20 protein-coding genes and 2 tRNA genes are annotated in these 26,975 nt (G+C 64.2%); 15 read left to right on the top strand and 7 right to left on the bottom strand.

All coding sequences use genetic code 11. From position 1 onward, the window contains the following. Positions 1–25 precede the first annotated feature (25 nt). The 5 genes from JQ580_RS24640 (at position 26) to JQ580_RS24620 (ending at position 4,606) form a co-directional block, all read left to right on the top strand. Positions 26–799, top strand: a complete 774-nt coding sequence (locus tag JQ580_RS24640; RefSeq protein ID WP_212282775.1) for a gamma-glutamyl-gamma-aminobutyrate hydrolase family protein — start codon at positions 26–28, stop codon at positions 797–799. A 404-nt stretch (positions 800–1,203) separates the two neighbouring features. Then, entirely contained in the window at positions 1,204–1,440 is a 237-nt protein-coding gene (locus JQ580_RS24635) for a hypothetical protein (RefSeq protein WP_212282774.1), read from the top strand. 306 nt (positions 1,441–1,746) lie between these two features. Continuing rightward, positions 1,747–2,286 carry a TRAP transporter small permease subunit gene (locus JQ580_RS24630; protein ID WP_212282773.1) on the top strand — a complete coding sequence of 180 codons (540 nt, stop codon included), beginning with the start codon at positions 1,747–1,749 and terminating at the stop codon, positions 2,284–2,286. Beyond that, entirely contained in the window at positions 2,283–3,890 is a 1,608-nt protein-coding gene (locus tag JQ580_RS24625) for a TRAP transporter large permease (protein WP_212282772.1), read from the top strand. Before JQ580_RS24630 ends, JQ580_RS24625 begins: the two co-directional genes overlap by 4 nt. A 104-nt stretch (positions 3,891–3,994) precedes the next feature. Continuing rightward, complete coding sequence (locus JQ580_RS24620) at positions 3,995–4,606, top strand: hypothetical protein (RefSeq protein ID WP_212282771.1); 612 nt, start codon at positions 3,995–3,997, stop codon at positions 4,604–4,606. 333 nt (positions 4,607–4,939) lie between these two features. Here JQ580_RS24620 and glnA read toward each other — a convergent pair whose 3' ends face one another. Together glnA and JQ580_RS24610 are read right to left on the bottom strand one after the other, a co-directional pair. After that, on the bottom strand, positions 4,940–6,349 hold the full coding sequence (glnA, locus tag JQ580_RS24615) for a type I glutamate--ammonia ligase (RefSeq protein ID WP_212282770.1): 1,410 nt from the start codon (positions 6,347–6,349) through the stop codon (positions 4,940–4,942). Between the two features lie 151 nt (positions 6,350–6,500). Further along, positions 6,501–6,839: a P-II family nitrogen regulator gene (locus JQ580_RS24610; protein ID WP_007603495.1), complete on the bottom strand. Its 339-nt coding sequence runs from the start codon at positions 6,837–6,839 to the stop codon at positions 6,501–6,503. Between the two features lie 378 nt (positions 6,840–7,217). Between JQ580_RS24610 and JQ580_RS24605 the strand changes: the two genes are divergently transcribed. Next, positions 7,218–8,717: an NAD(P)H-hydrate dehydratase gene (locus tag JQ580_RS24605; protein ID WP_212282769.1), complete on the top strand. Its 1,500-nt coding sequence runs from the start codon at positions 7,218–7,220 to the stop codon at positions 8,715–8,717. A gap of 7 nt (positions 8,718–8,724) precedes the next feature. On the opposite strand, the gene JQ580_RS24600 is transcribed toward JQ580_RS24605, so the two are convergent. After that, on the bottom strand, positions 8,725–10,038 hold the full coding sequence (locus JQ580_RS24600) for a multicopper oxidase family protein (protein ID WP_212282768.1): 1,314 nt from the start codon (positions 10,036–10,038) through the stop codon (positions 8,725–8,727). Between the two features lie 155 nt (positions 10,039–10,193). Here JQ580_RS24600 and JQ580_RS24595 point away from each other — a divergent pair. The 9 genes from JQ580_RS24595 to JQ580_RS24555 all read left to right on the top strand — a co-directional run bounded on the left by JQ580_RS24595 (position 10,194) and on the right by JQ580_RS24555 (position 20,530). Continuing rightward, positions 10,194–10,278, top strand: a tRNA-Leu gene (locus JQ580_RS24595). 174 nt (positions 10,279–10,452) lie between these two features. Next, on the top strand, positions 10,453–11,814 hold the full coding sequence (tig, locus tag JQ580_RS24590; protein ID WP_212282767.1) for a trigger factor: 1,362 nt from the start codon (positions 10,453–10,455) through the stop codon (positions 11,812–11,814). Positions 11,815–12,097: 283 nt separating this feature from the next. Then, positions 12,098–12,730: an ATP-dependent Clp protease proteolytic subunit gene (locus JQ580_RS24585; protein ID WP_212282766.1), complete on the top strand. Its 633-nt coding sequence runs from the start codon at positions 12,098–12,100 to the stop codon at positions 12,728–12,730. A gap of 446 nt (positions 12,731–13,176) precedes the next feature. Further along, positions 13,177–14,448, top strand: a complete 1,272-nt coding sequence (clpX, locus tag JQ580_RS24580) for an ATP-dependent Clp protease ATP-binding subunit ClpX (protein WP_094891775.1) — start codon at positions 13,177–13,179, stop codon at positions 14,446–14,448. A 328-nt stretch (positions 14,449–14,776) separates the two neighbouring features. After that, positions 14,777–17,200, top strand: a complete 2,424-nt coding sequence (gene lon / locus JQ580_RS24575; RefSeq protein ID WP_212282765.1) for an endopeptidase La — start codon at positions 14,777–14,779, stop codon at positions 17,198–17,200. Between the two features lie 72 nt (positions 17,201–17,272). Then, on the top strand, positions 17,273–17,677 hold the full coding sequence (locus JQ580_RS24570) for a GFA family protein (RefSeq protein ID WP_212282764.1): 405 nt from the start codon (positions 17,273–17,275) through the stop codon (positions 17,675–17,677). Positions 17,678–17,724: 47 nt separating this feature from the next. Next, a tRNA-Val gene (locus JQ580_RS24565) sits at positions 17,725–17,801 on the top strand. 189 nt (positions 17,802–17,990) lie between these two features. Then, on the top strand, positions 17,991–18,851 hold the full coding sequence (locus JQ580_RS24560; RefSeq protein WP_212282763.1) for a class I SAM-dependent methyltransferase: 861 nt from the start codon (positions 17,991–17,993) through the stop codon (positions 18,849–18,851). A gap of 32 nt (positions 18,852–18,883) precedes the next feature. Then, positions 18,884–20,530 carry a hypothetical protein gene (locus JQ580_RS24555; protein ID WP_212282762.1) on the top strand — a complete coding sequence of 549 codons (1,647 nt, stop codon included), beginning with the start codon at positions 18,884–18,886 and terminating at the stop codon, positions 20,528–20,530. 6 nt (positions 20,531–20,536) lie between these two features. Here the strand turns inward: JQ580_RS24555 and JQ580_RS24550 are convergent, their stop codons facing one another. From JQ580_RS24550 to ihpA, 4 genes are read right to left on the bottom strand one after another with little or no spacing between them, the layout of a single operon-like run. Next, complete coding sequence (locus JQ580_RS24550) at positions 20,537–21,499, bottom strand: cation diffusion facilitator family transporter (RefSeq protein WP_212282761.1); 963 nt, start codon at positions 21,497–21,499, stop codon at positions 20,537–20,539. Between the two features lie 2 nt (positions 21,500–21,501). Beyond that, positions 21,502–24,720 (bottom strand): efflux RND transporter permease subunit, encoded by a 3,219-nt coding sequence (locus tag JQ580_RS24545; RefSeq protein WP_212282760.1) that lies wholly within the window; start codon positions 24,718–24,720, stop codon positions 21,502–21,504. Then, positions 24,713–25,687 carry a divalent metal ion exporter adaptor subunit IhpB gene (gene ihpB / locus JQ580_RS24540; RefSeq protein WP_212282759.1) on the bottom strand — a complete coding sequence of 325 codons (975 nt, stop codon included), beginning with the start codon at positions 25,685–25,687 and terminating at the stop codon, positions 24,713–24,715. The genes JQ580_RS24545 and ihpB overlap by 8 nt, the downstream gene beginning before the upstream one ends. Continuing rightward, positions 25,684–26,958: a divalent metal ion exporter subunit IhpA gene (gene ihpA, locus JQ580_RS24535; RefSeq protein WP_212282758.1), complete on the bottom strand. Its 1,275-nt coding sequence runs from the start codon at positions 26,956–26,958 to the stop codon at positions 25,684–25,686. Before ihpA ends, ihpB begins: the two co-directional genes overlap by 4 nt. Positions 26,959–26,975 lie beyond the last annotated feature (17 nt).

Here is a 26,975-nt window from a genome sequence, read left to right as displayed (position 1 = left end):
TTATCGGAGAGGCGCAGAACCACAGATGAGAAAGCCGGTCGTCGGCGTGATCGGGAATGCCCATCGCGTCGAAAATCGATTTCAGGTTCAGATGGTCGGCGAGCGCAATTTGCGCGCTGTGGCCGAGGTTTCCGGCGGCCTGCCGCTGATGTTCGCGGGCGCGCCTGACATCACCGATATCGGCGCACTGCTCGATGTGGTCGACGGGATCGTGCTCACCGGCGCCCGCGCCAACGTCCATCCGACCCGCTTCAATGTCGACCCGTGCGAGCGGCACGAGCCGTACGATATCCATCGCGACGAGGTCGCGCTGGCGCTTTCGGTCGCCTGCGTCGCCCGTGGCGTGCCGCTGTTCGGCATCTGCCGCGGCCTTCAGGAGATGAACGTCGCCTTCGGCGGCTCGCTGCATCCCGAGATCCGCGAAATTCCCGGCCGCATGAATCACCGCATGCCCCGGCTCGAGAACGGCGAGATCCACCCCGATCCGACCGTGGTGTTCGCCGACCGCCACGACGTCGACCTGACGCCGGGCGGGGCGTTCGCAAAGCTGCTCGGCTGTGAGAAGATCAGGGTCAATTCGCTGCACGGCCAGGGCATCCTAGATCCCGGCAAGCGCGTGCTGGTCGAGGGCGTCGCCGAGGACGGCACCATCGAGGCGATCCGGATCGCGGAAGCCCCGACCTTCGCGCTTGGCGTGCAATGGCACGCCGAATACGATCCCCAACGCAATCCCGTCAACCGCAAGCTGTTCGAGGCGTTCGGCGAAGCGCTGGTGGCGAGGCAGCGCGCGGCGGCGTAGCTCACGCTCGTGTCCCGGACGCATTGCAGCGCGCTTGCGGCTACTGCGCAGGACCAGGACCGAGTACCTCCGCCCCTCGGCACTGAAGCCAATGGGCCCCGGCTTTGCAGCGCATCGCCAAGGAGCGACGCGCTGCGGGCGCAGAGGGCCGGGCGCCGGCGGCACCCGCACGTCCGGGCGCAACAGATGGCGCTTCTATCCGATAAAATCCGATATTCGAGAAAGCGGAGTATTCTCGCGCCGAGGCCTCGACGGTTGGTTTGCCGGACCCTCCTAAGAGCGACCGGAACGGGTCGGAATGCATTGCGATATCCCAATGCCGCGAGCCGCCCGATGGGGAAGACTTGCTTCGTGGGACCGGCAGATACAGCTTAAGTTCTGTCCCAGGACGGAGGATGACCTTCATGAGCAGACCTGTAAAAACTGAAAGCGAACTGATCGCCATGGCCAAGGCCGAGTTGAAGGTTCATGCCGACTGTCCCGACGGAATGACCATCTCGATCCTCCGCGACGGGCGTTCCTGGGAGTTCCGAGCCAGTGCAGACCGGGCCACTGCGGATCGGCCCGGCTACCCCGAATGCGTCGCGATGCTTGTCCAGATCGGCGACCATCTCTGCAAGCAATACGACGTCGAGGATTAGTCCGTTCGAGGATGGCATTGCCGGAAGCGCCGCACGCCAAACGCATTCATCATTGCGACCAGATTTTCGGTACCGCTGCGGCACATTGTCCATTTTCTGGTTGACCCTAAATCGGCCGACGGTAAATGTACCTTGCTTCACGCGGCGGGTGAAACCTGAACAGGTCTTGCCAAAAACCGACGACAAGAACGGGCGGAAGCATCAGGAGGGTGGACTAGCTCCCGCGCGGAAGTGGACGGCCGCTGATTTGGCGTCACGGTCCTGCTCGTTTGGGGTCAGCACTCAGCGAGCGGGGAAAAGGCATCGATGCGCCCATTGTTGGCGGTGAGTACGGCTATCGACTGGCTGAACGAAAAGGTCGGCAACGTCTGCAACATCCTGGTGCTCGCGGCCTGCGTGGTCAGCGCTGCAAATGCGATGATCCGCTATGCCTTCAGCTACAGCTCCAACAGCTGGCTCGAAACGCAGTGGTATATGTTCGCCGTCGTCGTGATGTTCGGCTCGTCCTATACCTTCAAGCGCAACGAGCATGTCCGCGTCGAAATCATCTACCTCATGCTGTCCGAACGCGGTCAGATATGGCTCGACCTGATCGGGACGCTGGTTTTCCTCGTCCCGGCGTGTCTGCTTCTCAGCTACCTCTCATGGGCGATGTTCTACAACTCGTTCGTCATCGGTGAGATGTCCAACAACGCCGGCGGCCTCATGCGCTGGCCGATCAAGTTCGTCGTGCCGGCCGGGTTCTTCATGGTCGCCCTGCAAGGCGTCTCGGAGGTGATCAAACGCGCGGCCGCCTTGCGCGGTGAAGTCAAAATCGATGCGAAATACGAGCGGCCGACCCAATGATCACGATTGAGATGATGCCGCCGCTGATGTTCGGCGGGCTGGTCCTGGCCATGCTGATCGGCTTCCCCGTTGCGTTCACGCTGGCCGCCCTCGGGCTTTCGTTCGGATTTCTCGCGATCCACGAGGGATTCTTCGCGTTCAGCTTCCTCCAGGCCATTCCGGAGCGCATCTACGGCAGCGTTCTCGCCAACGAGCTACTGCTGGCGATTCCGTTCTTCACCTTCATGGGCGCGATCCTCGAACGATGCGGCCTTGCGGAAGATATGCTGGATTCCATGGGGCAGCTGTTTGGCCCCATCCGCGGTGGTCTCGGCTATTCCGTGATCATCGTCGGTTTCATCCTCGGTGCCATCACGGGCACCGTGGCCGCGCAGGTGATCGCGATGGCGCTGATCTCGATGCCGGTGATGATCCGCTACGGCTACAACATGCGCTACATCACCGGCGTGCTTGCTGCCTCCGGCACCATTACCCAGCTGGTGCCTCCGTCGCTGGTCCTGATCGTGCTCGCGGACCAGCTCGGCAAGTCGGTCGGCGATATGTATTTGGGCGCCTGGGGCCCGTCGATCCTGCAGATCGCGCTGTTCGCGGGCTACACGTTCGCTCTGAGCGTGATCAAGCCGGGCCACGTTCCGGCCGTGCCCAAGGAAGCAAGGACGCTCACGGGCTGGGCGCTCTGGCGCAAATGCCTTCTGGGCATCATCCCGTCCGCGGTGCTGATCTTCGTGGTGCTCGGTACAATGATGCTGGGCCTTGCCACCCCGACCGAAGCCGGCGCGATGGGCGCCGTCGGCGCCATTGTCCTCGCCGTCATCCACCACAAGGATTTCAGCTCGGCCGGGCACAAGATATTGCTTATCGGCGTTGCAGCGGCTGGTGTCGGCACCATCATCGGCATCTATTTCACGCCGAACCTGGTGTTCAAGATCGCCTTTGCGATCGCCTATCTCGCCGTTGCCTGGGTCTGCATCGAGGCGGTCAGGATTCCGGACCTGCGCATGCTGGTCAAGCAGGGCTACGAGACCACCATGCGCATCACCTGCATGGTGACGTTCATCCTGATCGGATCGACCTGCTTCTCGATCGTGTTTCTCGGCTGCAATGGTGGTGTCTGGCTCGAGCACATGCTGACATCGCTGCCGGGCGGGGTCTGGGGATTCCTGATCTTCATGAACCTGTTCATCTTCTTCATCGCCTTCTTCCTCGACTTCTTCGAGATCGCCTTCATCATCATCCCGATGATCGCGCCGATCGCGCAGAAGCTGCTCGCTCCCGTCGTCGGGCCGGACGCTGCCCTGATCTGGTTCGGGGTCATGCTCTGCGTCAACATGCAGACCTCCTTCCTGCATCCTCCCTTCGGCTTCGCCCTCTTCTACCTGCGCGGCGTGGCGCCGAAGGAGGTCAAGAGCTCGGACATCTATTGGGGCGCGATGCCCTGGATCGGCCTGCAGGCGATCATGGTCGCGGTCGTCATCGCATTCCCGATCACGGTCACCGGATTGCTGGACGCCCCCACCAAGGTGGATCTGGACAAGGTCAAGATCGAGATCCCCGATATCGAGCTGCCGCCGCCGGTGCTTGATTTCGGCCAGCCGAAGAATTGAGGAATTGACCCGGTTCGGTTCGAGGCGCGATCGTGCCTTGAACCGAGTCTGATCAGCCGTCCGCACGACCTTCGCGTTCGGTCTTGAAACTGGATTGCTTCGCGATGATACGCAGCATCACCGCCACCGTCCTTCTCCTGCTTCCGTCCTCTGCATTCGCCCAGAGCGCGCCGCCGCAGCAGGGGCCGATCAGCTGCGCCGCGCCGGTTGCGCCCGACGATACCGAGCGGAGCCTGAAGCAGCGCTACGGCAAGGACGCCGTGGCGCAGGATCTGCCGGGTGCCGAGGGCGAACGCTACAAGGACATCGTCCTGTTCCCGAAGGCGAGGGACCGCCGCATCGAGGTTGCCTTTACCGACGACAAGGCCGGGCGGGCCTCCGGCCTGACCTTGCGCGACGCGGGCAAGGCCAGCCTCTGGAACGTCGCCGGCGTCACGATCGGATCGAGCCTTGCCGACGTGCAGAAGGCCAACGGCAAGCCATTTGTCGTCAGCGGTTTCGAATGGGACTATGGCGGCTTCGTCACCGACTGGAAGGGCGGGGCGCTCAGCCGGCCGCTGCAAGGCGGCTGCACCGTGACGATCCGCTTCGCTGGCAAGACCGGTGCGCCGAGGTCGCTGTCCGGCGACGGCGTGAAGGCGGCATCCGATAACGGGGCGCTGGTGAAGTTCGCGCCTGTGGTGACAGAGATCGGCGTGAATTTCCCGGACCAGTGACGATCGGTGCGATTGCGCATAACGGATCGGCCAGCGGCATGATGCGCCATGCTGGCGCCATGCACGCGGGCCTTCCGAATTCTGAACGCGATAAACCAATCAGTAGGGATTGGTCCGACCCGATTTGTGCGGCTATGATTTGTTCTTTGAGAACGAAGTGGAGTCAGATGCGGAACGAAAGCGGATGACGCGAGGCGCCTTACGCGGTCCACGCGATCCGACGCGCGCGGGATGCAAACTGCACGGCCGAAGGCGTCGTTCGCCTCCGGCCAAAAGTGAAAAGGCGCCTCCTTTCGGAAGCGCCTTTTGCTTGTCGCATGAACGTCGGGCGGCTTAGCCCGAATAGTACATCTCGAACTCGACCGGATGCGGGGTCATTTCGAAGCGGGCGACTTCGGTCATCTTCAGCTCGATGTAGGCGTCGATGAAATCGTCGTCGAACACGCCGCCGGCCTTGAGGAAGCCGCGGTCCTTGTCGAGGTTTTCGAGCGCCTCGCGCAAGCTGCCGCACACCGTCGGAATCTGCTTCAGCTCTTCCTTCGGCAGGTCGTAGAGGTCCTTGTCCATCGCCGGACCGGGATCGATCTTGTTCTTGATGCCGTCGAGGCCGGCCATCAGCATCGCGGCGAAGCCGAGATAGGGGTTGGCCATCGGATCGGGGAAGCGCACCTCGACGCGCTTGGCCTTCGGCGAAGCGGTGTAGGGGATGCGGCAGGAGGCCGAGCGGTTGCGCGCGGAATAGGCGAGCAGCACGGGGGCCTCATAGCCCGGGACCAGGCGCTTGTAGGAGTTGGTCGACGGGTTGGTGAAGGCGTTGATCGCCTTGGCGTGCTTGATGATGCCGCCGATGTAGTGCAGGCAGGTCTCCGACAGGTCGGCGTATTTGTTGCCGGCGAACACCGGCTTGCCGTCCTTCCAGATCGACTGGTGCACGTGCATGCCCGAGCCGTTGTCGCCGTAGATCGGCTTCGGCATGAAGGTGGCGGTCTTGCCGTAGATGTGCGCGACCTGGTGGATGCAGTACTTGTAGATCTGCATGTGGTCGGCCATCAGCGTCAGCGTGTCGAACTTCATGCCGAGCTCGTGCTGGGCGGAAGCCACTTCATGATGGTGCTTCTCGACCTTGACGCCCATCTTGGCCATGGCGCCGAGCATCTCCGAGCGCATGTCCTGCACCGAGTCCTGCGGCGGCACGGGGAAATAGCCGCCCTTGGTGCGGATGCGGTGGCCGAGATTGCCGCCCTCATACTCGGTGTCGGAATTGGTCGGCAGCTCCGACGAGTCGAGCCGGAAACCGGTCTTGTAGGGCTCTGCCGAAAAGCGCACGTCGTCGAACACGAAGAATTCGGCTTCGGGACCGACGAACACGGTGTCACCCACGCCCATCGACTTCACCATGGCTTCCGCCTTCTTGGCGATGCCGCGGGGGTCGCGGTTGTAGGGCTCGCCGGTGGTCGGCTCGAGCACGTCGCAGGTGATGACCATGGTGGTCTCGGCGAAGAACGGGTCGATCGTCGCAGTGACCGGGTCGGGCATCAGGCACATGTCGGACTCGTTGATCGCCTTCCAGCCGGCGATCGAGGAACCGTCGAACATCGTTCCTTCGGCGAAGATGTCGTCATCGATCATGCTGACGTCGAACGTCACGTGCTGCCACTTGCCGCGCGGATCGGTGAAGCGCAGGTCGACGTACTTGACGTCGTTGTCCTTGATCGATTTCAGGACGTCTTTGGCGGTCTTCATGCATACCCCTTTTGGCTCTGCGGGTCGGTTTCCAGATGAGCAAAATTATTCTCGCTCAAGCGAGTTTTGCGCGACCGCACAAACGAAATCAGGCCGCCGAAGCAGCCTTATTTCCAGTCGGAGTGTCGCAAAATTCGGGATAGCACCCGGCTCAGATAGCGTCCAGCCCGGATTCGCCGGTCCGGATGCGGATCGCCTCTTCGATGTTGGACACGAAGATCTTACCGTCGCCGATGCGGCCGGTTTGCGCGGCGCGGCGGATCGCGTCGATGGCGCGTTCGACCAGATCGTCGCCGATCACGATCTCGATCTTCACCTTGGGCAGGAAGTCGACGATGTATTCTGCGCCGCGGTAGAGCTCGGCATGGCCCTTCTGCCGGCCAAAGCCCTTGGCTTCGGTGACGGTGATGCCCTGAAGGCCGACTTCCTGAAGCGCTTCCTTCACCTCGTCGAGCTTGAATGGCTTGATGATGGCTTCGATTTTCTTCACTGCGCGCCTCCCGGCCTTTCGAACAAATAGCAACGTCTTCGTCAGGATGCGCTCTTAACGCACGATCTTGTCTTCGCTATGCCTGCAACCCTGACCAGTCCGGCAACAACGGCCGGCCACACTCTGATAGATGCCAGTGAGCACGACGAACCGAAGCGGCTTCCTCAAAAGCAGGGTCTATGCCAAGTTGCAAATGCCCTGATTATGGGAGCGTTATCAGCCTTTTAACGTGCATCTCTGAGCCGTGTCGCCGACTTGCGCAAGATACTGAAGACTACGAAATAGGCAAACGGTCAATATGTGTGCAGATCGATGTTCCCAACGGCTGGGCGACGCGTTACGTGCCTGTTGAAAAGGCGTTTGGACCAGGTAAGTGGCATGGAAGTTCTAACCACCGCTGAAATGCAGCGCGCCGACCAGCTCACCATCGCGGCCGGCACGCCCGGTTTCAAGCTGATGCTGAGCGCGGGGCAGGCGGTCGCCGATGCCGCCCATGCGTTGGTGGAGGAGGGGCCGATCCTGATCGTGGCCGGCCCCGGCAACAATGGCGGTGACGGTTTTGTCGCAGCCGCCGAGCTCGCCGCGCAGGGGCGCGAGGTTTCGGTCATCCTGATGTGCGAGCGAGACCAGCTGCAGGGCGACGCGGCCTCCGCCGCGCGCGGCTGGAAGCACCCGGTGCTCCCGTTCAATCCTCAGGCGATCGGACGGCCCGCGCTGATCATCGACGCGCTGTTCGGCGCAGGCCTCAGCCGTCCTGTCGACGGCGAGGCGCGCGCGATGATCGAAGCGATCAACGGCAACGGCGCGCCGGTGCTCGCGGTCGATCTGCCGAGCGGCATCAACGGCACCAGCGCGGCCGTGATGGGTGTGGCGGTGAACGCCACCGAGACCGTCACCTTCTTCCGCAAGAAACCGGCGCATCTGTTGATGCCGGGCCGGATGCATTGCGGCCAAGTGCGTGTCGCCCACATCGGCATCGACGCGCAGGTGCTCGACGAGATCGCGCCGCTGACCTTCGAGAACGATCCGGATGTCTGGGGCGCCGCTTTTCCGGTGCCGCGCATCGACGGCCACAAATACGCGCGGGGGCACGTTCTTGCGGTCTCCGGAGATGCGGCGGCGACCGGCGCTGCGCGGCTGGCCGCGCGTGGGAGCTTGCGTGCTGGGGCAGGGCTGGTGACGCTGGCGAGCCCGCGCGATGCGCTCGCGATCAACGCCGCCGCGCTCACGGCCGTCATGGTGCGCCCCGTCGACACCGCGATCGAGTTCGGCGAGCTGCTCGGCGACAAGCGCTACAACACCTGCATCATCGGCCCCGGCGCCGGCGTCAGTGAACGCACCTGCGATCTCGTTCACACCGCGCTCACGGCACAGTGTCGTCTGGTGCTCGATGCGGATGCGCTGACGAGCTTTGCCGCAAACCCTGCGCGGCTGTTCGAATCGATCAAATCGTCGCGCGACAATGCGGTGGTGCTGACGCCGCACGAAGGCGAGTTTCCGCGCCTGTTCTCCGATCTCAGCAACAAATTTCCCGGTCGATCCAAGCTGGAGCGCGTGCGCGATGCCGCCGAACGCTCCGGCGCGGTGGTGCTGCTGAAAGGCCCGGACACCACCATTGCGGCCCCCGACGGCCGCGCCACCATTGCGGCCAACGCGCCGCCCTGGCTCGCCACCGCAGGCGCCGGCGACGTGCTCGCCGGCATCATCGCCGGGCTTTTGGCGCAGGGCGTGCCCGCCTTCGAAGCCGCCAGCATCGGTGTCTGGATGCATGGCGAGGCGGGACGCGAAGCCGGGCCAGGGCTGATCGCGGAGGACCTGACCGAAACGCTGCCGGCCGTGCACCGGCGGATCTATGATGCGCTCGGCATCGAATATTGAGGCCGCCTCATTCCACCGCGTACCAGCGCACTAGGCGCGGTGAAGCCCAATCGGTCGCGACGGACTCGATCAGCCATTGGCCGGGAGCAGTGGCCGCGAAGGCGATGCGCTGGGTCTGGCCGGGCTCGATGGCGAGCGTGTCGAGCCAGTAGGGCTTCCAGCCGTCGTCGAGCTTGTCGAGCAGGCGGAAGGGGTGGCCATGCAGGTGGAAGACGGTCGCGACGGGCGCAGGGTTATTGAGGGCAAGCACGACGGTGCGACCAGGCCGGGCGCGGAAGGCCGGGGCCGATTTGACGGAGAAGCTCGCCGGCCGCACCCAGCCGGCGTCGGGTGTGCCGAGCGCGACATCGAACCGCAGGGCACCTCGCAAGTCGAGTTTCTCGGGCAGGCCGTTTGGAGGGAGCGGCTGGGCCGGCAACAGCGGCGGACGCTCCAGCTTGCCGGAGATGGTGAGGTTGCCGATCTGGCGCGCCTCTTTGCCGTCGTGGAGCAGGAGTCGGGCCGATGCGGCCGCATCGACAAAGGCGTCGGCGCGTGCGCCTGGGGCCAGCACCAGGGCGCCGTTGCGTGCCGGAAACGGCTCGGCCGGCTGCCCGTCCAGAGCCATCACCTGGACTTCGTGGTTCTCCAATTTGATCGCCAGAACAGAGCGTTGCGAGCCGTTGATGAAGCGCAGCCGCAGCCGCTCCCCGGCTGAAGCTGAGAGTTCGAATGAAGTCCCGCCGTTGATTGTGTAAAGCGGCGTGCTGTCCTTCGGGTCCCGCCCCGGGGGAAGCGCGGTCCCGTCCGGCCGCAGCCGCCACTCCTCGATCAAAACGACCAAGTCACGATCGATCGCGACCCGGCTGGACTCGGCGATGATGATCGGAAGCGGACGGGCGGGCTGCTTCTGCCCGTCCTCGAACAGCCGAAAGTCGGCCAGCAAGGTCCCGGCGTTTGGCGTTGAAATATTTGTGGTTTCCGTCGCATCCGGAGCCACCGGTCCGCGCCCCGGGAAGTGATCGGGGCCAGCGGGGGCATTAAGGCCGTGCCAGACTGGCGCAAGCGGGACAGTCAGGTTGTTGCGAAACACCACCTGGCAACTGTCAAAGCGCTTGAGGCGGACGTCCCCGACGTGACTCAAGGCGGCCAGCTCCCAGATCGGAGTAGCCGGCTGATTTGGCCTTAGAGCCAAGGTTGACGCCCGGGCCTGCAGGGCGAGCTGGGCGGTCAAGGCCGGCACGGCGCCGCCGGCGATCAGCCCGGCCGCCGATACGCCAAGCGAGGCGCCGAGCCCGGCCAAAAGCTCGCGTCTGTTGGGGGTGAAGATCCGTGGTGTCATGGGCCGATCCCGACCACGCCGCGCTGGATAAGTCCAGCCGTCGTGCCTACGTAAACCCTGCCTCCATCGGGCCATTTTTTTGCTGCGAACAGTCAGGCACATGCTATAAGCCCGGCCGCCCGCGGCATCGCGGCCGGTCTTTGATGCAAATTCACGCGGGCGTGGCGGAACTGGTAGACGCGCTGGATTTAGGTTCCAGTGACGAAAGTTGTGGGGGTTCGAGTCCCTCCGCCCGCACCAAGCGCTTTCAGCGTTTGCACGGATTACGAGACCTGCTTTCGCGCGGATGTTCGTCCGCCGGGAGCCGGTTCGATGAAAGCACCGGCGTTGAGGCGTTCGCCTCGCGCCGGATCGATTAATGACAGCGTCCCGACGCATGCGCGCCGGGACCGAACGGGAAGAAGATTGGACGCCATGCAGGTCACAGAAACCCTCTCGGAAGGTTTGAAGCACGAGTTCAAGATCAGCGTTCCCGCGTCTGATCTCGACGCCAAGGCCGGCGCCAAGCTCGTCGATCTCAAGGACAAGGTCCGCATCAACGGCTTCCGCCCCGGCAAGGTCCCGGTTACGCATTTGAAGAAGGTCTACGGTCGCTCGGTGATGGCCGAGACCATCGACCAGACCATCCGCGACACCAACACGCAGCTGTTCTCCGAGCGTGGCTTCCGCCTTGCGACCGAGCCGAAGATCACCATGCCGAGCGAGCAGGCCGAGGTCGAGGAGCTGCTGAGCGGCAAGACCGATCTGACCTACACGGTCGCGATCGAGGTGGTGCCGGCGATCGCACTGGCCGATTTCAAGACCTTTGAGGTCGAGAAGCCCGTGGCCGAGGTTACCGATGCCGACGTCGACGAGGCGATCAAGCGCATTGCCGATACCAACCGCGGCTATGCCGCGAAGGCCGAGGGCGCCAAGGCCGAGTCGGGTGACCGCGTCACTATCAACTTCAAGGGCAGCATCAACGGCGAAGTCTTCGAGGGCGGTACCGGCGAAGGCATCCAGGTCGTCATCGGTTCCAACACCTTCATCCCGGGCTTCGAGGAACAGCTTATCGGGATCGGCGCGGGCGAAACCCGCACGCTGAAAGTGTCATTCCCCAAGAACTACATGAACGACAAGCTCGCCGGCCAGCCGGCCGAGTTCGAGACCACCGCGACGTCGATCGAGTCGCCCCAGGACGTCGCGATTGATGACGAGTTCGCCAAGACGCTCGGCCTCGAATCGCTCGACAAGCTCAAGGAAGCCGCGCGCGAGCGCCTGGTTGCCGAGTTCGCCGGTGCGACGCGCCAGCGCGTCAAGCGCGCGCTGCTCGACCGCCTCGACGAAGCCCATCGCTTCGAGGCGCCGCCCTCGCTGGTCGACGAGGAGTTCAATCTGATGTGGAACTCGGTCAAGGCCGAGATGGACTCTGCCGGCAAGACGTTTGCCGACGAGGACACCACTGAGGACAAGGCCAAGGAAGAGTACCGCAAGATTGCCGACCGCCGCGTGCGGCTCGGTCTCGTGCTCTCCGAGATCGGCGAGAAGAACAAGATCACCGTGACCGACGACGAGGTCGGCCGCGCCGTGATCGAGCGCGCCCGCTCGATGCCCGGCCGCGAGAAGGAGGTCTGGGACTATTACCGCAGCAATGCCCAGGCGCTGGCCCAGCTTCGTGCACCGATCTATGAGGACAAGGTCGTCGATTTCATCCTCGAACTCGCCAACGTGACCGAGAAGAAGGTCTCGCGCGAGGACCTCTACAAGGACGACGAGGCGGAAAAGACCGCGGCCTGAAGAGCTTGAGGCAGGCACCTATTAAGGATGATCAGCGAAGAGGCCCAGCTAGCCAGATGGCCGGCTGGGCCTCTTTGCGCGAATCAGCTTCAACTGCCCCAGGGATTAAGCCTTAATTCGCTCCGCACTTGTCAGAACCGAATTGGGCTATATCTGTCGGTACGCCTTTCTAGCTATCTCTACCAAGTTCCTGCATCGCAGGACGTCCATCCCCCTCCGGCGCACCCGCCAAAACTGGCGGCCAGCCCCGGCGATGTCCGTCTCCGAAAACCCTAGGTGACTCATGCGCGATCCGGTTGAAACCTACATGAACCTCGTGCCCATGGTGGTCGAGCAGACCAACCGTGGCGAGCGCGCCTACGACATTTTCTCGCGCCTGCTGAAAGAGCGCATCATCTTCCTGACCGGACCGGTCGAGGACGGCATGTCGACGCTGGTCGTCGCCCAGCTCCTGTTCCTTGAGGCGGAAAATCCGAAGAAGGAAATCTCGATGTACATCAACTCGCCGGGCGGCGTGGTGACGTCGGGTCTTGCGATCTACGACACCATGCAGTTCATCCGCCCGCCGGTGTCGACGTTGTGCACGGGGCAGGCCGCCTCGATGGGCTCTCTGCTGCTCTGCGCCGGCGAGAAAGACATGCGCTTCTCGCTGCCGAACGCGCGCATCATGGTGCACCAGCCCTCCGGCGGCTTCCAGGGCCAGGCGACCGACATCATGCTGCACGCCCAGGAAATCCTGAACCTGAAGAAGCGGCTCAACGAGATCTACGTGAAGCACACGGGCCAGACCTATAAGGCGATCGAGGACGCGCTGGAACGCGACAAGTTCCTCACCGCGAATGACGCCAAGGAGTTCGGCCTGGTCGACAAGGTCATCGACAAGCGCGCTGAGGAGCCGGCGGCGAAAGCCCCGTAGCACTACTGGAGTGTGACGGCGATCCCCCGGAGATCGCGCGCCGCGATCATGTGGCGTTCACGCTATGGACGCGTGGGCGCGCCGCAAGGCCCGATTTGCGCCCTGCGACAGGCAGAAAGTTCCGCTTTCGTGCTTGTTTTCCGTGGCCATCCGGCAACGCTGGGGTGATTTCGGTCACTTCGCCCGTGCCAAGATCGGAAATCACGGTATTGTCACGGGTAGTCAGCAGCGCCCGATTAGCGAATTCTTGATAGTCGGGTGACAGCATGGTTGGCTACGATTGATCCGCTATGATCGCGGAGAATCGCGTGACCGTGATTCGCACGGAATGTGATGCGTAAGGTCTTTTTTGGTACGGAATTTGCTCTACTTAAGCTTCATGCCGGCCATCGTGTCGGAATGAAGCGATCGAGCGGAACGGAATCGAACCGCGGACGGAGACAGGAATGAGTAAGGTCGGCACGAGCGACTCCAAGAACACGCTATATTGCTCGTTCTGCGGCAAGAGCCAGCACGAAGTCCGCAAACTGATCGCTGGTCCCACGGTGTTCATCTGCGACGAGTGCGTCGAGCTCTGCATGGACATCATCCGCGAGGAGAACAAGTCCTCGCTGGTCAAGTCGCGCGACGGCATTCCGACGCCGAAGGAAATCTGCAAGGTCCTGGACGACTACGTGATCGGCCAGAGCCATGCGAAGAAGGTCCTGTCGGTCGCGGTGCACAACCATTACAAGCGCCTCAACCACCAGACCAAGCACAACGACGTCGAACTCGCGAAGTCGAACATCCTGCTGATCGGTCCGACCGGTTCGGGCAAGACGCTGCTTGCGCAGACGCTCGCGCGCATCCTGGACGTGCCGTTCACGATGGCTGACGCGACAACGCTGACCGAAGCCGGTTATGTCGGTGAGGACGTCGAGAACATCATCCTGAAGCTGCTCCAGTCCGCCGACTACAATGTCGAGCGCGCCCAGCGCGGCATCGTCTACATCGACGAAATCGACAAGATCAGCCGGAAGTCCGACAACCCCTCGATCACGCGCGACGTGTCGGGTGAGGGCGTGCAGCAGGCGCTGTTGAAGATCATGGAAGGCACGGTGGCTTCGGTCCCGCCGCAGGGCGGCCGCAAGCATCCGCAGCAGGAATTCCTGCAAGTGGACACCACCAACATCCTCTTCATCTGCGGCGGCGCTTTCGCCGGCCTCGACAAGATCATCTCCGCGCGCGGACGGTCGACCTCGATTGGTTTCGCGGCCCAGGTGATGGCGCCGGAAGACCGCCGCACTGGCGAGATTTTCCGTCACGTCGAGCCTGAGGACCTTCTGAAGTACGGCCTCATCCCCGAGTTCGTCGGCCGTCTGCCGGTCGTGGCGACGCTTGAGGACCTCGACGAGGCCTCGCTCAAGAAGATCCTGACCGAGCCGAAGAACGCGCTGGTGAAGCAGTACCAGCGACTGTTCGAGATGGAGAACATCGAGCTGACCTTCGCCGACGAGGCGCTTGGCGCGGTTGCCCGCAAGGCGATCGAGCGCAAGACCGGTGCGCGCGGGTTGCGTTCGATCCTCGAGGCGATCCTGCTCGAGACCATGTTCGACCTGCCGGGCCTGGAAGGTGTGGAAGAGGTCGTGATTTCGCGGGAAGTCGTGGAAGGAACGGCGCGTCCGCTCTACATCTACGCCGATCGGTCTGATCGCGCCGTCGAGAACGCCAGCGCCTGATCTTCCGGCGCAGGAACGCTCTAGACCTGTACCCTCGAATTGGGGCTGCGGAAGTGTATCTCCGCAGCCGGTGTTGCGTCGCTTACCGCGTTGCGTAAGCGCCTGATGGCGCGCGTCTTTCAATGACTTGACACCCCCCGGGTCGATAGCCACCTAATGTCGGCGGCGAGCAAGAATTCTCTTCCAGATTCGCCTCAGTTCCGATCCGGCGAGCCGGTCCAACGCGCAAACGGACCGACCGGTTTTGCGGATCACCTCGGCACCTTGTGGCGGTAGCGCATGAGCATGGCGGGCTGCGTGCAAGGGGGCAAAGCAAAAGGAAAAGGCCATGACTAATCCAAAACCCCGGCCGACCATCGTTCATGGCGAAACGCACGCCTATCCCGTGCTGCCGCTGCGCGACATCGTCGTCTTCCCGCACATGATCGTTCCGCTCTTCGTCGGTCGCGAGAAGTCGATCCGCGCGCTCGAAGAGGTGATGAAGAACGACGCGCTGATCATGCTCGCGACGCAGAAGAACGCGTCCGACGATGATCCGGCGCCCGACTCCATTTACGAGACCGGTACGCTTGCCAGCGTGCTGCAGCTCTTGAAGCTTCCCGACGGCACCGTGAAGGTGCTGGTCGAAGGGCTCGAGCGTGCGCGCGTGCAGAAATATACCGATCGCGCCGACTATTACGAAGCGACCGCCATTGCGCTGGCCGACACCGATGCGAAGTCGGTCGAGGCGGAAGCGCTGTCCCGCTCGGTCGTGTCGGACTTCGAGAGCTATGTGAAGCTCAACAAGAAGATCTCGGCCGAGGTCGTCGGCGTCGTGCAGGCGATCACCGATTTCGCCAAGCTCGCCGACACCGTTGCCTCGCATCTCGCCGTCAAAATCGCGGATCGCCAGGGTATCCTGGAGACGCTGTCCGTCACCACGCGCCTCGAGAAGGTGCTGGGCCTGATGGAGAGCGAGATCTCGGTGCTGCAGGTCGAGAAGCGGATCCGGTCGCGCGTCAAGCGCCAGATGGAGAAGACCCAGCGCGAGTATTATCTCAACGAGCAGATGAAGGCGATCCAGAAGGAACTCGGCGACGACGACGGTCGCGACGAGCTCGCCGATCTCGAAGAGAAGATCTCCAAGACCAAACTCTCCAAGGAAGCGCGCGAAAAGGCGCAGCATGAGTTGAAGAAGCTGCGCCAGATGTCGCCGATGTCCGCGGAAGCGACCGTCGTGCGCAACTATCTGGATTGGCTGCTGTCGATTCCGTGGAACAAGAAGTCCAAGGTGAAAAAGGATCTGGAATCGGCGCAGGCCATTCTGGACTCCGATCATTACGGGCTGGAGAAGGTCAAGGAGCGCATCGTCGAGTATCTCGCGGTGCAGTCGCGAGCCAACAAGCTGACCGGACCGATCCTGTGCCTCGTCGGCCCTCCCGGCGTCGGCAAGACCTCGCTCGGCAAGTCGATCGCGAAGGCGACGGGGCGCGAGTTCGTGCGCGTCTCGCTCGGCGGCGTGCGCGACGAGGCCGAGATCCGCGGTCACCGCCGCACCTATATCGGCTCGATGCCCGGCAAGATCATCCAGTCGATGCGCAAGGCGAAGTCGTCCAACCCGCTGTTCCTGCTAGACGAGATCGACAAGATGGGCGCCGATTTCCGCGGCGATCCGTCGTCGGCCTTGCTCGAGGTCCTCGACCCCGAGCAGAACGCGACCTTCAACGACCACTATCTCGAGGTCGACTACGATCTGTCCAACGTGATGTTCATCACGACCGCGAATACGCTCAATATTCCGGGCCCGCTGATGGACCGCATGGAGATCATCCGGATCGCGGGTTACACCGAGAACGAGAAGGTCGAGATCGCGCGCAAGCATCTGATCCCGAACGCGGTGTCCAAGCACGGCCTGGACTCCAAGGAGTTCTCGATCGACGACGACGCACTGCTGCTATTGATCCGCCGCTACACCCGAGAAGCGGGCGTGCGTAATCTGGAGCGTGAGCTCTCCACACTCGCCCGCAAGGCGGTGAAGGAGCTGATGATCTCCAAGAAGAAGTCGGTCAAGGTCACCGAGAAGACTCTGGAAGAGTTGCTTGGCGTGCCGAAGTACCGCTTCGGCGAGATCGAGAGCGAGCCGCAGGTCGGCATCGTCACCGGCCTTGCCTGGACCGATGTCGGCGGCGAGCTGCTCACGATCGAAGGCGTCATGATGCCCGGCAAGGGCAAGATGACGGTGACGGGAAACTTGCGTGACGTCATGAAGGAGTCGATCTCCGCGGCGGCGTCCTACGTCCGCTCGCGCGCGATCACCTACGGCATCGAGCCGCCGCTGTTCGACCGGCGCGACATCCACGTGCACGTGCCGGAAGGCGCGACGCCCAAGGACGGTCCATCGGCGGGCGTCGCCATGGCCACCGCGATCATTTCGGTCATGACCGGCATCCCGGTCCGGCACGATGTCGCGATGACCGGCGAGATCACGCTGCGCGGCCGCGTGCTGCCGATCGGCGGCCTGAAGGAGAAGCTGCTGGCTGCGGCCCGCGGCGGCATCAAGACGGTGCTGATCCCCGAGGACAACGCCAAGGATCTCACGGAGATTTCCGATGCGATCAAGGGCGGCATGGAGATCATCCCGGTTTCGCGGCTCGACGACGTCGTCGCCAAGGCGCTGGTGAAGAAGCCGGTGCCGATCGTCTGGGAAGAGGACACCAAGGTGACGGTGAAGCCGGACGGCGACGAAGCCGCCGGCGGCCTGACAGCCCACTGATCCAAGCGAAATGATGATAAAACGGCGCCTTCGGGCGCCGTTTTTGTTTCGCTGGGCGAAGGGAGGGGGCTGATGCAGATCGACGGGCAATGCCATTGCGGGACGATCACCTTCGAGGCCGAGGTCGATCCGGACGGGGTCTCGGTCTGTCACTGCACCGATTGCCAGACGCTGACCGGCTCGCCGTTCCGGGTGACGGCGATCTGCAGCAGGGCCGATGTCCACCTGACCGGCGGCACCCCCAAGGTCTACGGCAAGCGCGGCGACAACGGCCGGATGCGCTTCCAGCATTTCTGTGCCGATTGCGGTTCCCCGCTGTTCACCAGCGGGGAGGCCGACCAGGCCGACGATTGGGGCATCCGCTGGGGTTCGATCCGCCAGCGCGACAAGCTGCGCCCCGTCCGGCAGATCTGGTGCCAGTCGGCGACGGTCTGGATCGACGCCGTGCCATTGCTGTCGGGCAGGCCGCAGGATTGAGGCCGGACTTGCCGACCAAGGGCGGGTAGGGATAAAGAGGCGGCGAGGGGCGGTTAGCTCAGCTGGTTAGAGCATCTCGTTTACACCGAGAGGGTCCGCGGTTCGAATCCGTGACCGCCCACCAGCCTTCGCTCGCTTCGCGAGCTTCGGCTCGGCGAGCCAGCACAGCCGAACATTGGCGCGAAGCGAGTGGCGCCCAAGCAGCCTCTGCTTTCGGAATGGGTGCGCCCGACATCCCGACGTGATATCGCCGCTGGGCGGTCGCAGAACCGCAACGCGACGGGCATCACGAATGGGAATGACCGGAGACACCATGCAGCAGCCAAGTGGCCACGAGCAGAACGCCGACCAGATCGCCTATTGGAACGGCCCGAGCGGGCAACGCTGGGCCGACCGCCATGCGGCGCAGGAGAGCCTGCTCGGACCCATCGCCGACGTGCTGATCGACCGCGCCAAACCGAAGCCGGGCGAGCGCGTCCTCGATGTCGGCTGCGGCTCCGGTGCGACGACGTTCGCGTTCGCCAAGGCGGTGGCGCCCGACGGGTTCGCGCTCGGCCTCGACGTCTCCGAACCGATGCTGTCACAGGCGCGCGCGTTCGCGCCGAAAGACCTGCCGCTCGACTTCGTGCTGGCGGATGCGACGGTGCATCCGTTCGAGCCGGCGAGCTTTGATCTGCTCGCCTCGCGCTTCGGCGTGATGTTCTTTGCCGATCCCGTTGCGTCCTTCACAAATCTTCGCCGCGCGCTGAAGCCGACCGGGCGGCTCGCTTTCGCCTGCTGGCGCGAGCCGAAGGAAAACCCGTGGATGATGGCGCCGCTGATGGCGGTCTACAAGCACGTACCGAAGATGCCGCCGGTCGGGCCGGAGGAGCCGGGCCCGTTCGCCTTCGCCTCGGAAGAGCGTGTGACGCGCATCCTGAAGGGGGCCGGCTTCGTCGACATGGCTTTGGAGCCGCATAATCTTCCGATGGACGTCGCGGTCGGCGGCGGCCTCGATGCCGCGGTGGACGGCGCCTTGCAGATCGGCCCCGCCAGCCGCGCGCTGCAGGGACATCCGCCGGAGATCTATGCGGCTGCAAAAGCCTCGATCCGCGAGATGCTGGCGCCGTTCCTGAAGGGGCAGAGCGTCGCGTTGCAGGGCGCGATCTGGATCGTGACCGCGAAGGCGACGTAGTCGCTCCCGAACTTCCGGTTGCGAGCATTGAGATGCATCCAGCACTGAACCAGCGCACGGGTCTGTGGTCCGCCTTGCCCCGGTGGGCAGGATCCATCGCGTGGTTCTGGGTCTGGGTCGGTGCGATCGGCATGGCCTTGATGGTTCACCTGGCTTTCCTGGTGGCCTGGCCGGATCACTTCATCCATGAGGACAGTGCGGCCTATATCATCCAGACCGAATCCATTCTGAGAGGACAGTATCTCGAAGATGTGATGAAGCGGCCGTATGGGGTGGCCGCCTTCCTTGCGCTGCTGTCGAAACTGTTCGGCCCGCACATCCTCGTGTTCGTCATCGCGCAGCACCTGATGAGCGTCGGCACCGCGCTTTTCGTTGCAGGGATCGTGCGTTTTGCCGGCGCGCCGCGCGTCTTCGCGCTCGTGGCCTTTTGTCTTGCGGCGCTGCATGGGCGCATCGTCCACTACGACAACACGATCGGTGCAGAGACGATCTCCAACTTCCTGGTCAGCCTTGCGGCCTTCATCGCCGCGGGCGCGGCATTGAGGAAGTGGCCGGCGTTGCCCGCCGCTGCGGCCGTGGGCCTGACGCTCGGCGCGGTGATGACCTGCCGGTCGGCGGCGGTCGGACAGGCTGCCGTCATTCTGTTGTGGCTCGTGGTGGTGCTGGACGCAGGTCTGCTGCGCCGGCTCGGTGTGCTTGCCCTGGCAGGCGTTCTCGCATCAATCGTCTATCTGACGCCGGCGGCGATCAATCTGGCGATCGGCAAGCGTCCCGCCGGCAACGAGACCCTGGCCGTGATGGCCTTCGTGGTCGGCTATTCCGGCGATTTCGAGCATGGCGTTCATCTCGACCGGAAGGCGCAGGCGCGGGGCTACGTCGAGCAGATGCGTGCCGAGGACACGCCTCGGGGATGGCCCGACATCGAGGTCTATCAGTGGCCGTTCGGCGCGATGCACAGGATGGCGAAGGCCGGCGACAGCGATACGGATCTTGAAAGGGTTGTGCGTGACATCTTCGTGGAAACGTTGACGACGCCGTCGACGCTCTATCGACACCTGACGAGGCACTTCTTTCGGGAGATGTACTTCCTGCTGTTCGACGCAAATTCGGTGGCGCGGCGGACGCCCAGTCCGCAGGGCTACGAGTACTTCATGGACCGCGACAGGTTCCCGTTGTTTGGCAGCCCGACCGGTTTGAAGCCCGGCCAGCTGATTCAGGATAACTACAAACCCTGGTGGCCACTATCGCAGCTGCTGCCGACCGCGGATCGGCTTCAGCTCAACCTGAACCGTCTCTTTGCGCGTGGCTATGCGCCGAGCTCGGATCTGGTCGCGTTGTGCTGCGGCGTGCAGGTCTCGACCGAATACGACGATTTCCCGGGTCTGATCTGGTGGCTGTCCTCGGCGACGCTCGGCCTCGCTCTCGTGTTTCTGATTGGCGTCCCTGCAAGCCATGCGGGTTTGGTTCGGTGGCCGAGCGGCCGCCTCGTCGCCGGTGGCATATTGATGATCCTGCTGGCGATGGTCAGCGCCGCGTTTCCGACCTTCCTCATTTATGGGCTCAATCGCTACGCGTATTACGTCATTCCCTTCCTCGCCGGCTCGAGCGCGATCCTGGGGAGCGTGGTGTTCGATTGGCTCAGGGCCAGAGTCGGCCGCGCCGACCGCGCCGAAGCCTAAGCCCGGTCACACCACATCGTCCGGCGCCAGCGCGCAGCCATTGTCCGGATGGGTCTCGACCTGAAGCGTGGTGTGGCCGATGCGATGGGTCGTCTTCAGCAGTTGCGCCGTCTCCATCAGGAAAGTATCGGCGGCTCCAGTAGGCATGACGAGGTGGCAGGTCAGCGCCGTCTCGGTGGTCGAGATCGGCCAGACGTGGAGATCGTGGATCGCCGACACGCCGGGACGCGCGAGCAGGAGGGCTCTGATCGCGGCGAGGTCGATGCCCTTCGGGGCTGCCGCCATCGACATGTCGATGGACCCGCGTAACAGGCTGGTCGTGCTCCAGAGGATGGTGGCGCAGATGACGAGGCTGGTGACGGGATCGAGCCAGAGCCAGCCGGTCCAGATGATCAACGCCGCGGAGACGACGACGCCGAGCGAGACCGCGGCGTCGGCAGCCATGTGCAGATACGCGCCCTCGATGTTGATGTCGTCCTTGCGCCCGCTCGCGAAAAGCATGGCGGTGAAACCGTTGATGAGGATGCCGATCCCGGCGACCACCATGACGGTGACGCCCGCGACCGGCTCCGGCTCGCGCAGCCGCAGGATCGCCTCCCAGCCGATCGCGCCGGTCGCGACCAGCAGGAACACGGCATTGGCGAGCGCGGCCAGAATGGTGGAGGCACGAAAACCGTAGGTGAAGCGGCCGCTCGGCGCCCGCCGCGCCGCGATCGAGGCGCCCCAGGCCACAACCAGGCCGAGCACGTCGGACAAATTATGGCCGGCGTCCGCGAGAAGCGCCGTGGAGTTGCCGAGATAGCCGTAAATCGCTTCGGCCACGACCAGCGCGGTGTTGAGCACAATGCCGATCGCGAACGCCTTGCCGAAATTCGCGGGCGCATGGACATGGCCGTAACCGTGGTCGTGACCGGGACCGTGGCCGCCGCGATCATGGTGATGATGACCGTGATGGTCGTGGCTGCCCACTTCTAGCGCTCCCCGGACGCCGCCAAATCAGGCGTCATTGTAGGCGTTTCGCTTGCCGCGTCACGGCGGAACAGCACGTAGAGCGCCGGCAGCACCAGCAATGTCAGGATGGTCGAGGAGATGATGCCGCCGATCACCACGGTCGCCAGCGGCCGCTGCACCTCGGCGCCGGCACCGGTCGCGAGCGCCATCGGCACGAAGCCGAGCGAGGCGACAAGCGCGGTCATCAGCACCGGCCGCAGTCGCGTCAGCGCGCCCTCGCGCACGGCGTCCGCGACGGGCCGCCCCTCGCTGCGCAGTCGCTCGATGAAGGCGATGATGACGAGGCCGTTGAGCACGGCCACGCCCGACAGCGCGATGAAGCCGACACCGGCGCTGATCGAGAGCGGAATATCGCGCAGCAGCAGCGCCGCCACGCCGCCGGTCAGCGCCAGCGGCACGCCGGAGAATACCAGCGCCGCATCGGCCGCCGATCCCATGCCCATGAACAGCAGCAGGAACACCAGCAGCAGCGCCACCGGCACCACGATCGTCAGCCGCTTGGTGGCCGAGACCAGCTGCTCGAACTGGCCGCCCCAGCCGATCCAGTAGCCAGGCGGCAGCTTGACCTTCTCGGCCACGGCCGCCTCGGCTTCGGTGACGAAGGAGCCGAGATCGCGCGCGCGGACGTTGGCGGTGACGACGATGCGCCGCTTGCCGTTCTCGCGGCTGATCTGGTTCGGCCCCGGCGTGGCGTCGACGGTGGCAACCGACGACAGCGGCACATAGCGCATCTGGGCGAGGGAAGAGGCGGCCAGCGCCGTGCGAATGGCCGTGCCGGTTGCGGCGTCCTCGCCGGGCGGCAGCGGAATCGGGATCGCCCGGATCGCCTCGAGATTGCCGCGCAAATATTCGGGCAGCCGCACCACGATGTCGAAACGGCGATCGCCCTCGAACAGCTTGCCGGCCGACTTGCCGCCAACCGCAATCTCGACGATACCCTGCACCTCACTGACGCTGAGGCCGTAGCGGGCGAGCGCCTGGCGATCGAGGCGCACGGTGAGGATTGGAAGCCCTGCGACCTGCTCGATCTTGACGTCGCTGGCGCCGCGGATGCCGCGGATCGCGGCCTCGACCTGTTTGGCTGCGCCTTGCAGGATGTCGAGATCATCGCCGAAGATCTTGACGCCGACGTCGGTGCGCACCCCCGAGATCAGCTCGTTGACCCGGAACTGGATCGGCTGGGAGAGTTCGTAGGCGCTGCCCGGAATATCGTCGGCGGCCTTGTCGATCGCCTCAATCACCTGCGTTTTCGATTTGCTCGGGTCCGGCCATTCGGCACGCGGCTTCAGCATGACGTAGCCATCGGTCTGCGCCGGCGACATCGGGTCGGTGGCGATCTCGGCGGTGCCGATGCGGGTGAAGAACTCCTTCACCTCCGGAACCTGCATGATCCGCTTTTCCAGCGCCTTCTGCAGGTCCAGCGATTGCGTCAGACTGGTGCCCGGAATCCGGATCGAGGCCAGAGCGACGTCGCCTTCGTCCAGGCTCGGAATGAACTCGCCGCCCATCCGCGACGCGGCAATGCCGCTCGCGACCACGATGAGAGCGGCCATGACGGCGATTGCGACCCGGTTGTCGATCGCAAAGCGGAGCAGGGGGAGATAGCCGCGCTTGGCCATCCGCATGAACAGGTTTTCCTGCTCGGACACCTTGCCGGTGACGAAGATGGCGACCGCCGCCGGCACGAAAGTGACAGAGAACAGCACGGCTGCGCCCAACGCCATCAGCACGGTCAGCGCCATCGGTGTGAACATCTTGCCCTCGACGCCGGTCAGGGTCAGCACGGGCAGATAGACCACCGCGATGATCAGCGTTCCGAACAGGCTCGGCTTGATGACTTCACTGGACCCGCGCAGGATCGCGCGCGATCGCTCCGAGACCGTCAGCAGCCCGCCTTTCTCGCGCTGCGCCTCGGCCAGCATGCGCAAACAATTCTCGACGATGATCACGGCCCCGTCGACGATGATGCCGAAGTCGATTGCTCCGAGGCTCATCAGGTTCGCGCTGACTTTCGTCTCGACCATGCCGGTGATCGTCATCGCCATTGACAGCGGAATGACGCAGGCCACCACGAGCGCGGCGCGGATGTTGCCGAGGATCAGGAACAGCACCGCCACCACCAGGACCGCGCCTTCCAGCAGATTGTTCTTGACGGTACGGACGGTGGCTTCGACCAGGTCGGTGCGGTCGTAGACGGTCCGCGTCACCACGCCGTCGGGCAGCGATTTGGCGATCTCGTCAAGGCGGGCGGCGACGCGGCGCGCCACCGTGCGGCTGTTCTCGCCGATCAGCAGCATGGCGGTGCCGAGCACGGTCTCCTCGCCATTGCGCGTCGCAGCGCCCGTGCGCAGGTCGCGTCCTTCGGTGACAACAGCGACATCCCTGATCCTGACGGGATTGCCGCCGCGCGAGCCGATCACGACGTCCTGAATTTCACTGAGGTTGCCGACTTGGCCCGGCGAGCGAACCAGATATTGCTCGCCGTTGCGCTCGATATAGCCGGCGCCGACATTGGCGTTGTTGGCGGCGAGCGCCGTCATGACGTCGCGGAAGCCGAGCCGGTAAGCCATCAGCTTGCCGGGGTCCGGCAGCACGTGAAACTGCCGCTCGAAGCCGCCTATGGTGTTGACCTCAATCACCCCCGGCACGTTGCGAAGCTGCGGCTTGATGATCCAGTCCTGCACGGTGCGCAGATCGGTCAGCGAATAGTCGTGGCCGCCTTGCGCCTTCGCGCCCGTCTTCGCTTCGACGGTGTACATGAAGATTTCGCCGAGCCCGGTCGAGACCGGCCCCATTGCGACCTCGACGCCGGCCGGAAGCTGGTCCTTGACCTGCTGGATGCGTTCGCCGACGAGCTGGCGGGCGAAGAAGATGTCGGTGCCGTCCTTGAAGACGACCGTCACCTGGCTGAGACCGTAGCGCGACAGCGAGCGGGTGTAGTCGAGCTTGGGCAGGCCGCCCATTGCGGTTTCGACGGGGAAGGTGATGCGCTGCTCGGTTTCAAGCGGCGAATAGCCGGGCGCGCGCGTGTTGATCTGGACCTGGATGTTGGTGATATCAGGCACCGCGTCGATCGGCAGGCGCTGGAAGTTCCAGGCTCCGAAAGCGATGACGCCGAGCGCGAGCAGGAGGACCAGCCAGCGCTGTTGCAGCGAGACGGCGATCAGGCGTTCAATCATGTTCGGCCTCGCCCTTGCCCATCTCCGCCTTCACGACGAAGCTGTTCTCGGCCACGTAATGCTCGCCGGCCGACAGTCCGGCCCTGATCTCGATATGGCGCGGGTCGGAATCGCCAAGCTCCACCGGGCGCGCCTCGATCTTGTCGCCGTCCTCGCGGACGAACACGATGGTCCGGTTCTCCAGCGTCTGGATCGCGCTGCGGCGCACGGCGACCGCGACGTTGCGGGCGGCGAGGATTAGCTTGGACGTGACGAACAGTCCGGGTCGCAGGCGTCCGTCCGGATTTTGCAGCACCACACGTGCCAGTGCGGTCTGAGTCTCGCTGGAGCCGATCGGCGCCATGTAGGAGATCGTTCCCTTGATCTCGCCGCGGCCGTCGTCGGGATCGATCAGCACCTCGTCATTGAGGCGAACGCGCCTCAAGTCCTGCCGGTAGATCGACAGGTCGACCCAGATGGTCGAGAGATCGGCGACGACGAAGGCCGGCTTCTGCTCGGAAGCGTATTCGCCGAGCGAGATCTGCCGCTCGATGATGGTGCCGGCAATGGGCGCCTTCAGCTCGTAGACGGTGAGGCTCTGGTTGCTCTCGATCGCGGCGAGCAGATCGTCCTTGCCGACCTTGTCGCCGATGCGCTTCTGGATCGATTTCACAAGGCCCGGAAAGCGCGGCGTCACCTGCACCACGGCTTCCTGGTTGGCGCGCAGAATGCCGTTGAAAGCGAGCGTGTCGGTCAGCGTGACGCTCGCGGCCTCGGCCAGCGTCACGCCTGCGGCCGCGAGCTTGACGTCGGAGATGCGGATGCGGTCGGCACCGTGCTCGTCCTGCTCGACATGGTCGTTCGGCTTCTTTTCGGACTGCTCGGCGTGCTCGGTATGCGCGGGCGTGGCTGGCGCGAGCAGGGAGTAGCCGTAGGCGCCGAGCGCGGCGGCAACGATGGCGACGACGATAGTGGAGGACGTCTTCATCGTGCGCTCTCCCGCGCCAGCGTGAAGGGATTGCCGACGAGACCTTCGATGGTCGCAACGCCCGCGTGGAAGTTCTGCAGCGCCTCCTGCTCGCGCAGCCTCGCCTGGCTGACGCTGGCCTGAGCGTCGAGCACCTCGAGCAGGGTGAAGCGGCCCTGGCCGTAGCCTTGTGAGATCGCCTCGGACGCCTCGACGGCCTTGGGAATAGCAATCTCTCGCAGCACCGCGAGCTCGCGCAGCGAGCCCTGCAGCGAGTCGTAGGCGCGGCCGGCGATCACGATCAACGTGTTGCGGTTGGCCTCGCGCTCGGCCCTGGTCTTGGCGAGGCTTTCCTGCGCCGAGAGGATATTTCCCTGGTTCCGGTCGAACACGGGGATCGGCACCGAGAGCGAGAGCCTGACGGCGTCGTCATTGGTCTCGTTGAAGTGGCGCCAGCCGGCTGCGATCCGCACGTCCGGATAGGGCTTGAGCCGTGCCAGCAGCAACTCGGCATTGCGCTGGGCATAGACCGCAGTCCAGCGCACCAGCTGGGGATTGGCGTCGATGGCGGCGACGACCGATTGGAACGTCGGCGTTTTGCCCAAGATGTCGAGCCGGCCGGAGACCTCGCCGAACTTGGCGTTCGGATCGCCCATCAGCACCGCAAGCTCGCGTCGGGCGCTGGCCAGCGTGGCCTTGAAGCGCTCGCGGTCGGCCTTCACCAGAGCGGAGGCAACTTCTGCGCGGCCGGTTTCGGCCGGCGAGGAGGCGCCGGCCTCAACGCGACGGCGGAGCAGCGGCGTCAGGCGGTCGATCGCCGCAATCTGCTCGTCGAGGATGTTGATGCGCCGCTGCGCGCCGAGCACGCCGAGGAAGGCGATCGCGGTATCCGACAGCACCTCGAGCCTGATCGCCTTGCGCTGAATCGCGGCGACCTCGATGCCAGCTGCCCCGGCCGCGATCCGCGCGTCACGCTTGCCGAACAGCTCGAAGGCCTGGCTAATCTGCAGCGTGGTCTCGGCCGATCGTGTCCCGCTGTACTTGCCGGATCCGAATGAATCGTCCTGTTCGTAGGACAGTTCCGGATTGAGCAGGGCGCCTGCCTGAATGCGCTGGCCGGTGGCGATGCCGACGTCACGCTCCGCCGCCGTCAGCCGCGGGCTCGCGGCCAGCGCGCGCGACAGCGCGCTCCGCATCGTCAAAGTCTGGGCGTGCGACGGCGCCATCGCCGATCCGGCAATCAGACACGCTGCCGCGCACGCCAGGCGCGCGGCCATTCCCTTGCGAAACATGAAACCAACCTGTGAAC

The sequence above is a fragment of the Bradyrhizobium sp. SZCCT0148 genome (genome assembly GCF_018129985.1).
Classification (GTDB): Bacteria; Pseudomonadota; Alphaproteobacteria; order Rhizobiales; family Xanthobacteraceae; genus Bradyrhizobium; species Bradyrhizobium japonicum_H.
Note: the sequence above shows the minus strand (reverse complement) of the source record. Positions and strands in the feature narration are given on the sequence as shown.

Coding starts and splice junctions, on each gene's coding strand:
- lon (WP_212282765.1), top strand. CDS start 14,777: ATGACTAATCCAAAACCCCGGCCGACCATCGTTCATGGCGAAACGCAC.
- JQ580_RS24635 (WP_212282774.1), top strand. CDS start 1,204: ATGAGCAGACCTGTAAAAACTGAAAGCGAACTGATCGCCATGGCCAAG.
- clpX (WP_094891775.1), top strand. CDS start 13,177: ATGAGTAAGGTCGGCACGAGCGACTCCAAGAACACGCTATATTGCTCG.
- JQ580_RS24585 (WP_212282766.1), top strand. CDS start 12,098: ATGCGCGATCCGGTTGAAACCTACATGAACCTCGTGCCCATGGTGGTC.
- JQ580_RS24630 (WP_212282773.1), top strand. CDS start 1,747: ATGCGCCCATTGTTGGCGGTGAGTACGGCTATCGACTGGCTGAACGAA.
- JQ580_RS24640 (WP_212282775.1), top strand. CDS start 26: ATGAGAAAGCCGGTCGTCGGCGTGATCGGGAATGCCCATCGCGTCGAA.
- JQ580_RS24600 (WP_212282768.1), bottom strand. CDS start 10,038: ATGACACCACGGATCTTCACCCCCAACAGACGCGAGCTTTTGGCCGGG.
- JQ580_RS24570 (WP_212282764.1), top strand. CDS start 17,273: ATGCAGATCGACGGGCAATGCCATTGCGGGACGATCACCTTCGAGGCC.
- ihpA (WP_212282758.1), bottom strand. CDS start 26,958: ATGTTTCGCAAGGGAATGGCCGCGCGCCTGGCGTGCGCGGCAGCGTGT.
- JQ580_RS24545 (WP_212282760.1), bottom strand. CDS start 24,720: ATGATTGAACGCCTGATCGCCGTCTCGCTGCAACAGCGCTGGCTGGTC.
- JQ580_RS24625 (WP_212282772.1), top strand. CDS start 2,283: ATGATCACGATTGAGATGATGCCGCCGCTGATGTTCGGCGGGCTGGTC.
- JQ580_RS24560 (WP_212282763.1), top strand. CDS start 17,991: ATGCAGCAGCCAAGTGGCCACGAGCAGAACGCCGACCAGATCGCCTAT.
- JQ580_RS24605 (WP_212282769.1), top strand. CDS start 7,218: ATGGAAGTTCTAACCACCGCTGAAATGCAGCGCGCCGACCAGCTCACC.
- glnA (WP_212282770.1), bottom strand. CDS start 6,349: ATGAAGACCGCCAAAGACGTCCTGAAATCGATCAAGGACAACGACGTC.
- JQ580_RS24555 (WP_212282762.1), top strand. CDS start 18,884: ATGCATCCAGCACTGAACCAGCGCACGGGTCTGTGGTCCGCCTTGCCC.
- JQ580_RS24620 (WP_212282771.1), top strand. CDS start 3,995: ATGATACGCAGCATCACCGCCACCGTCCTTCTCCTGCTTCCGTCCTCT.
- ihpB (WP_212282759.1), bottom strand. CDS start 25,687: ATGAAGACGTCCTCCACTATCGTCGTCGCCATCGTTGCCGCCGCGCTC.
- tig (WP_212282767.1), top strand. CDS start 10,453: ATGCAGGTCACAGAAACCCTCTCGGAAGGTTTGAAGCACGAGTTCAAG.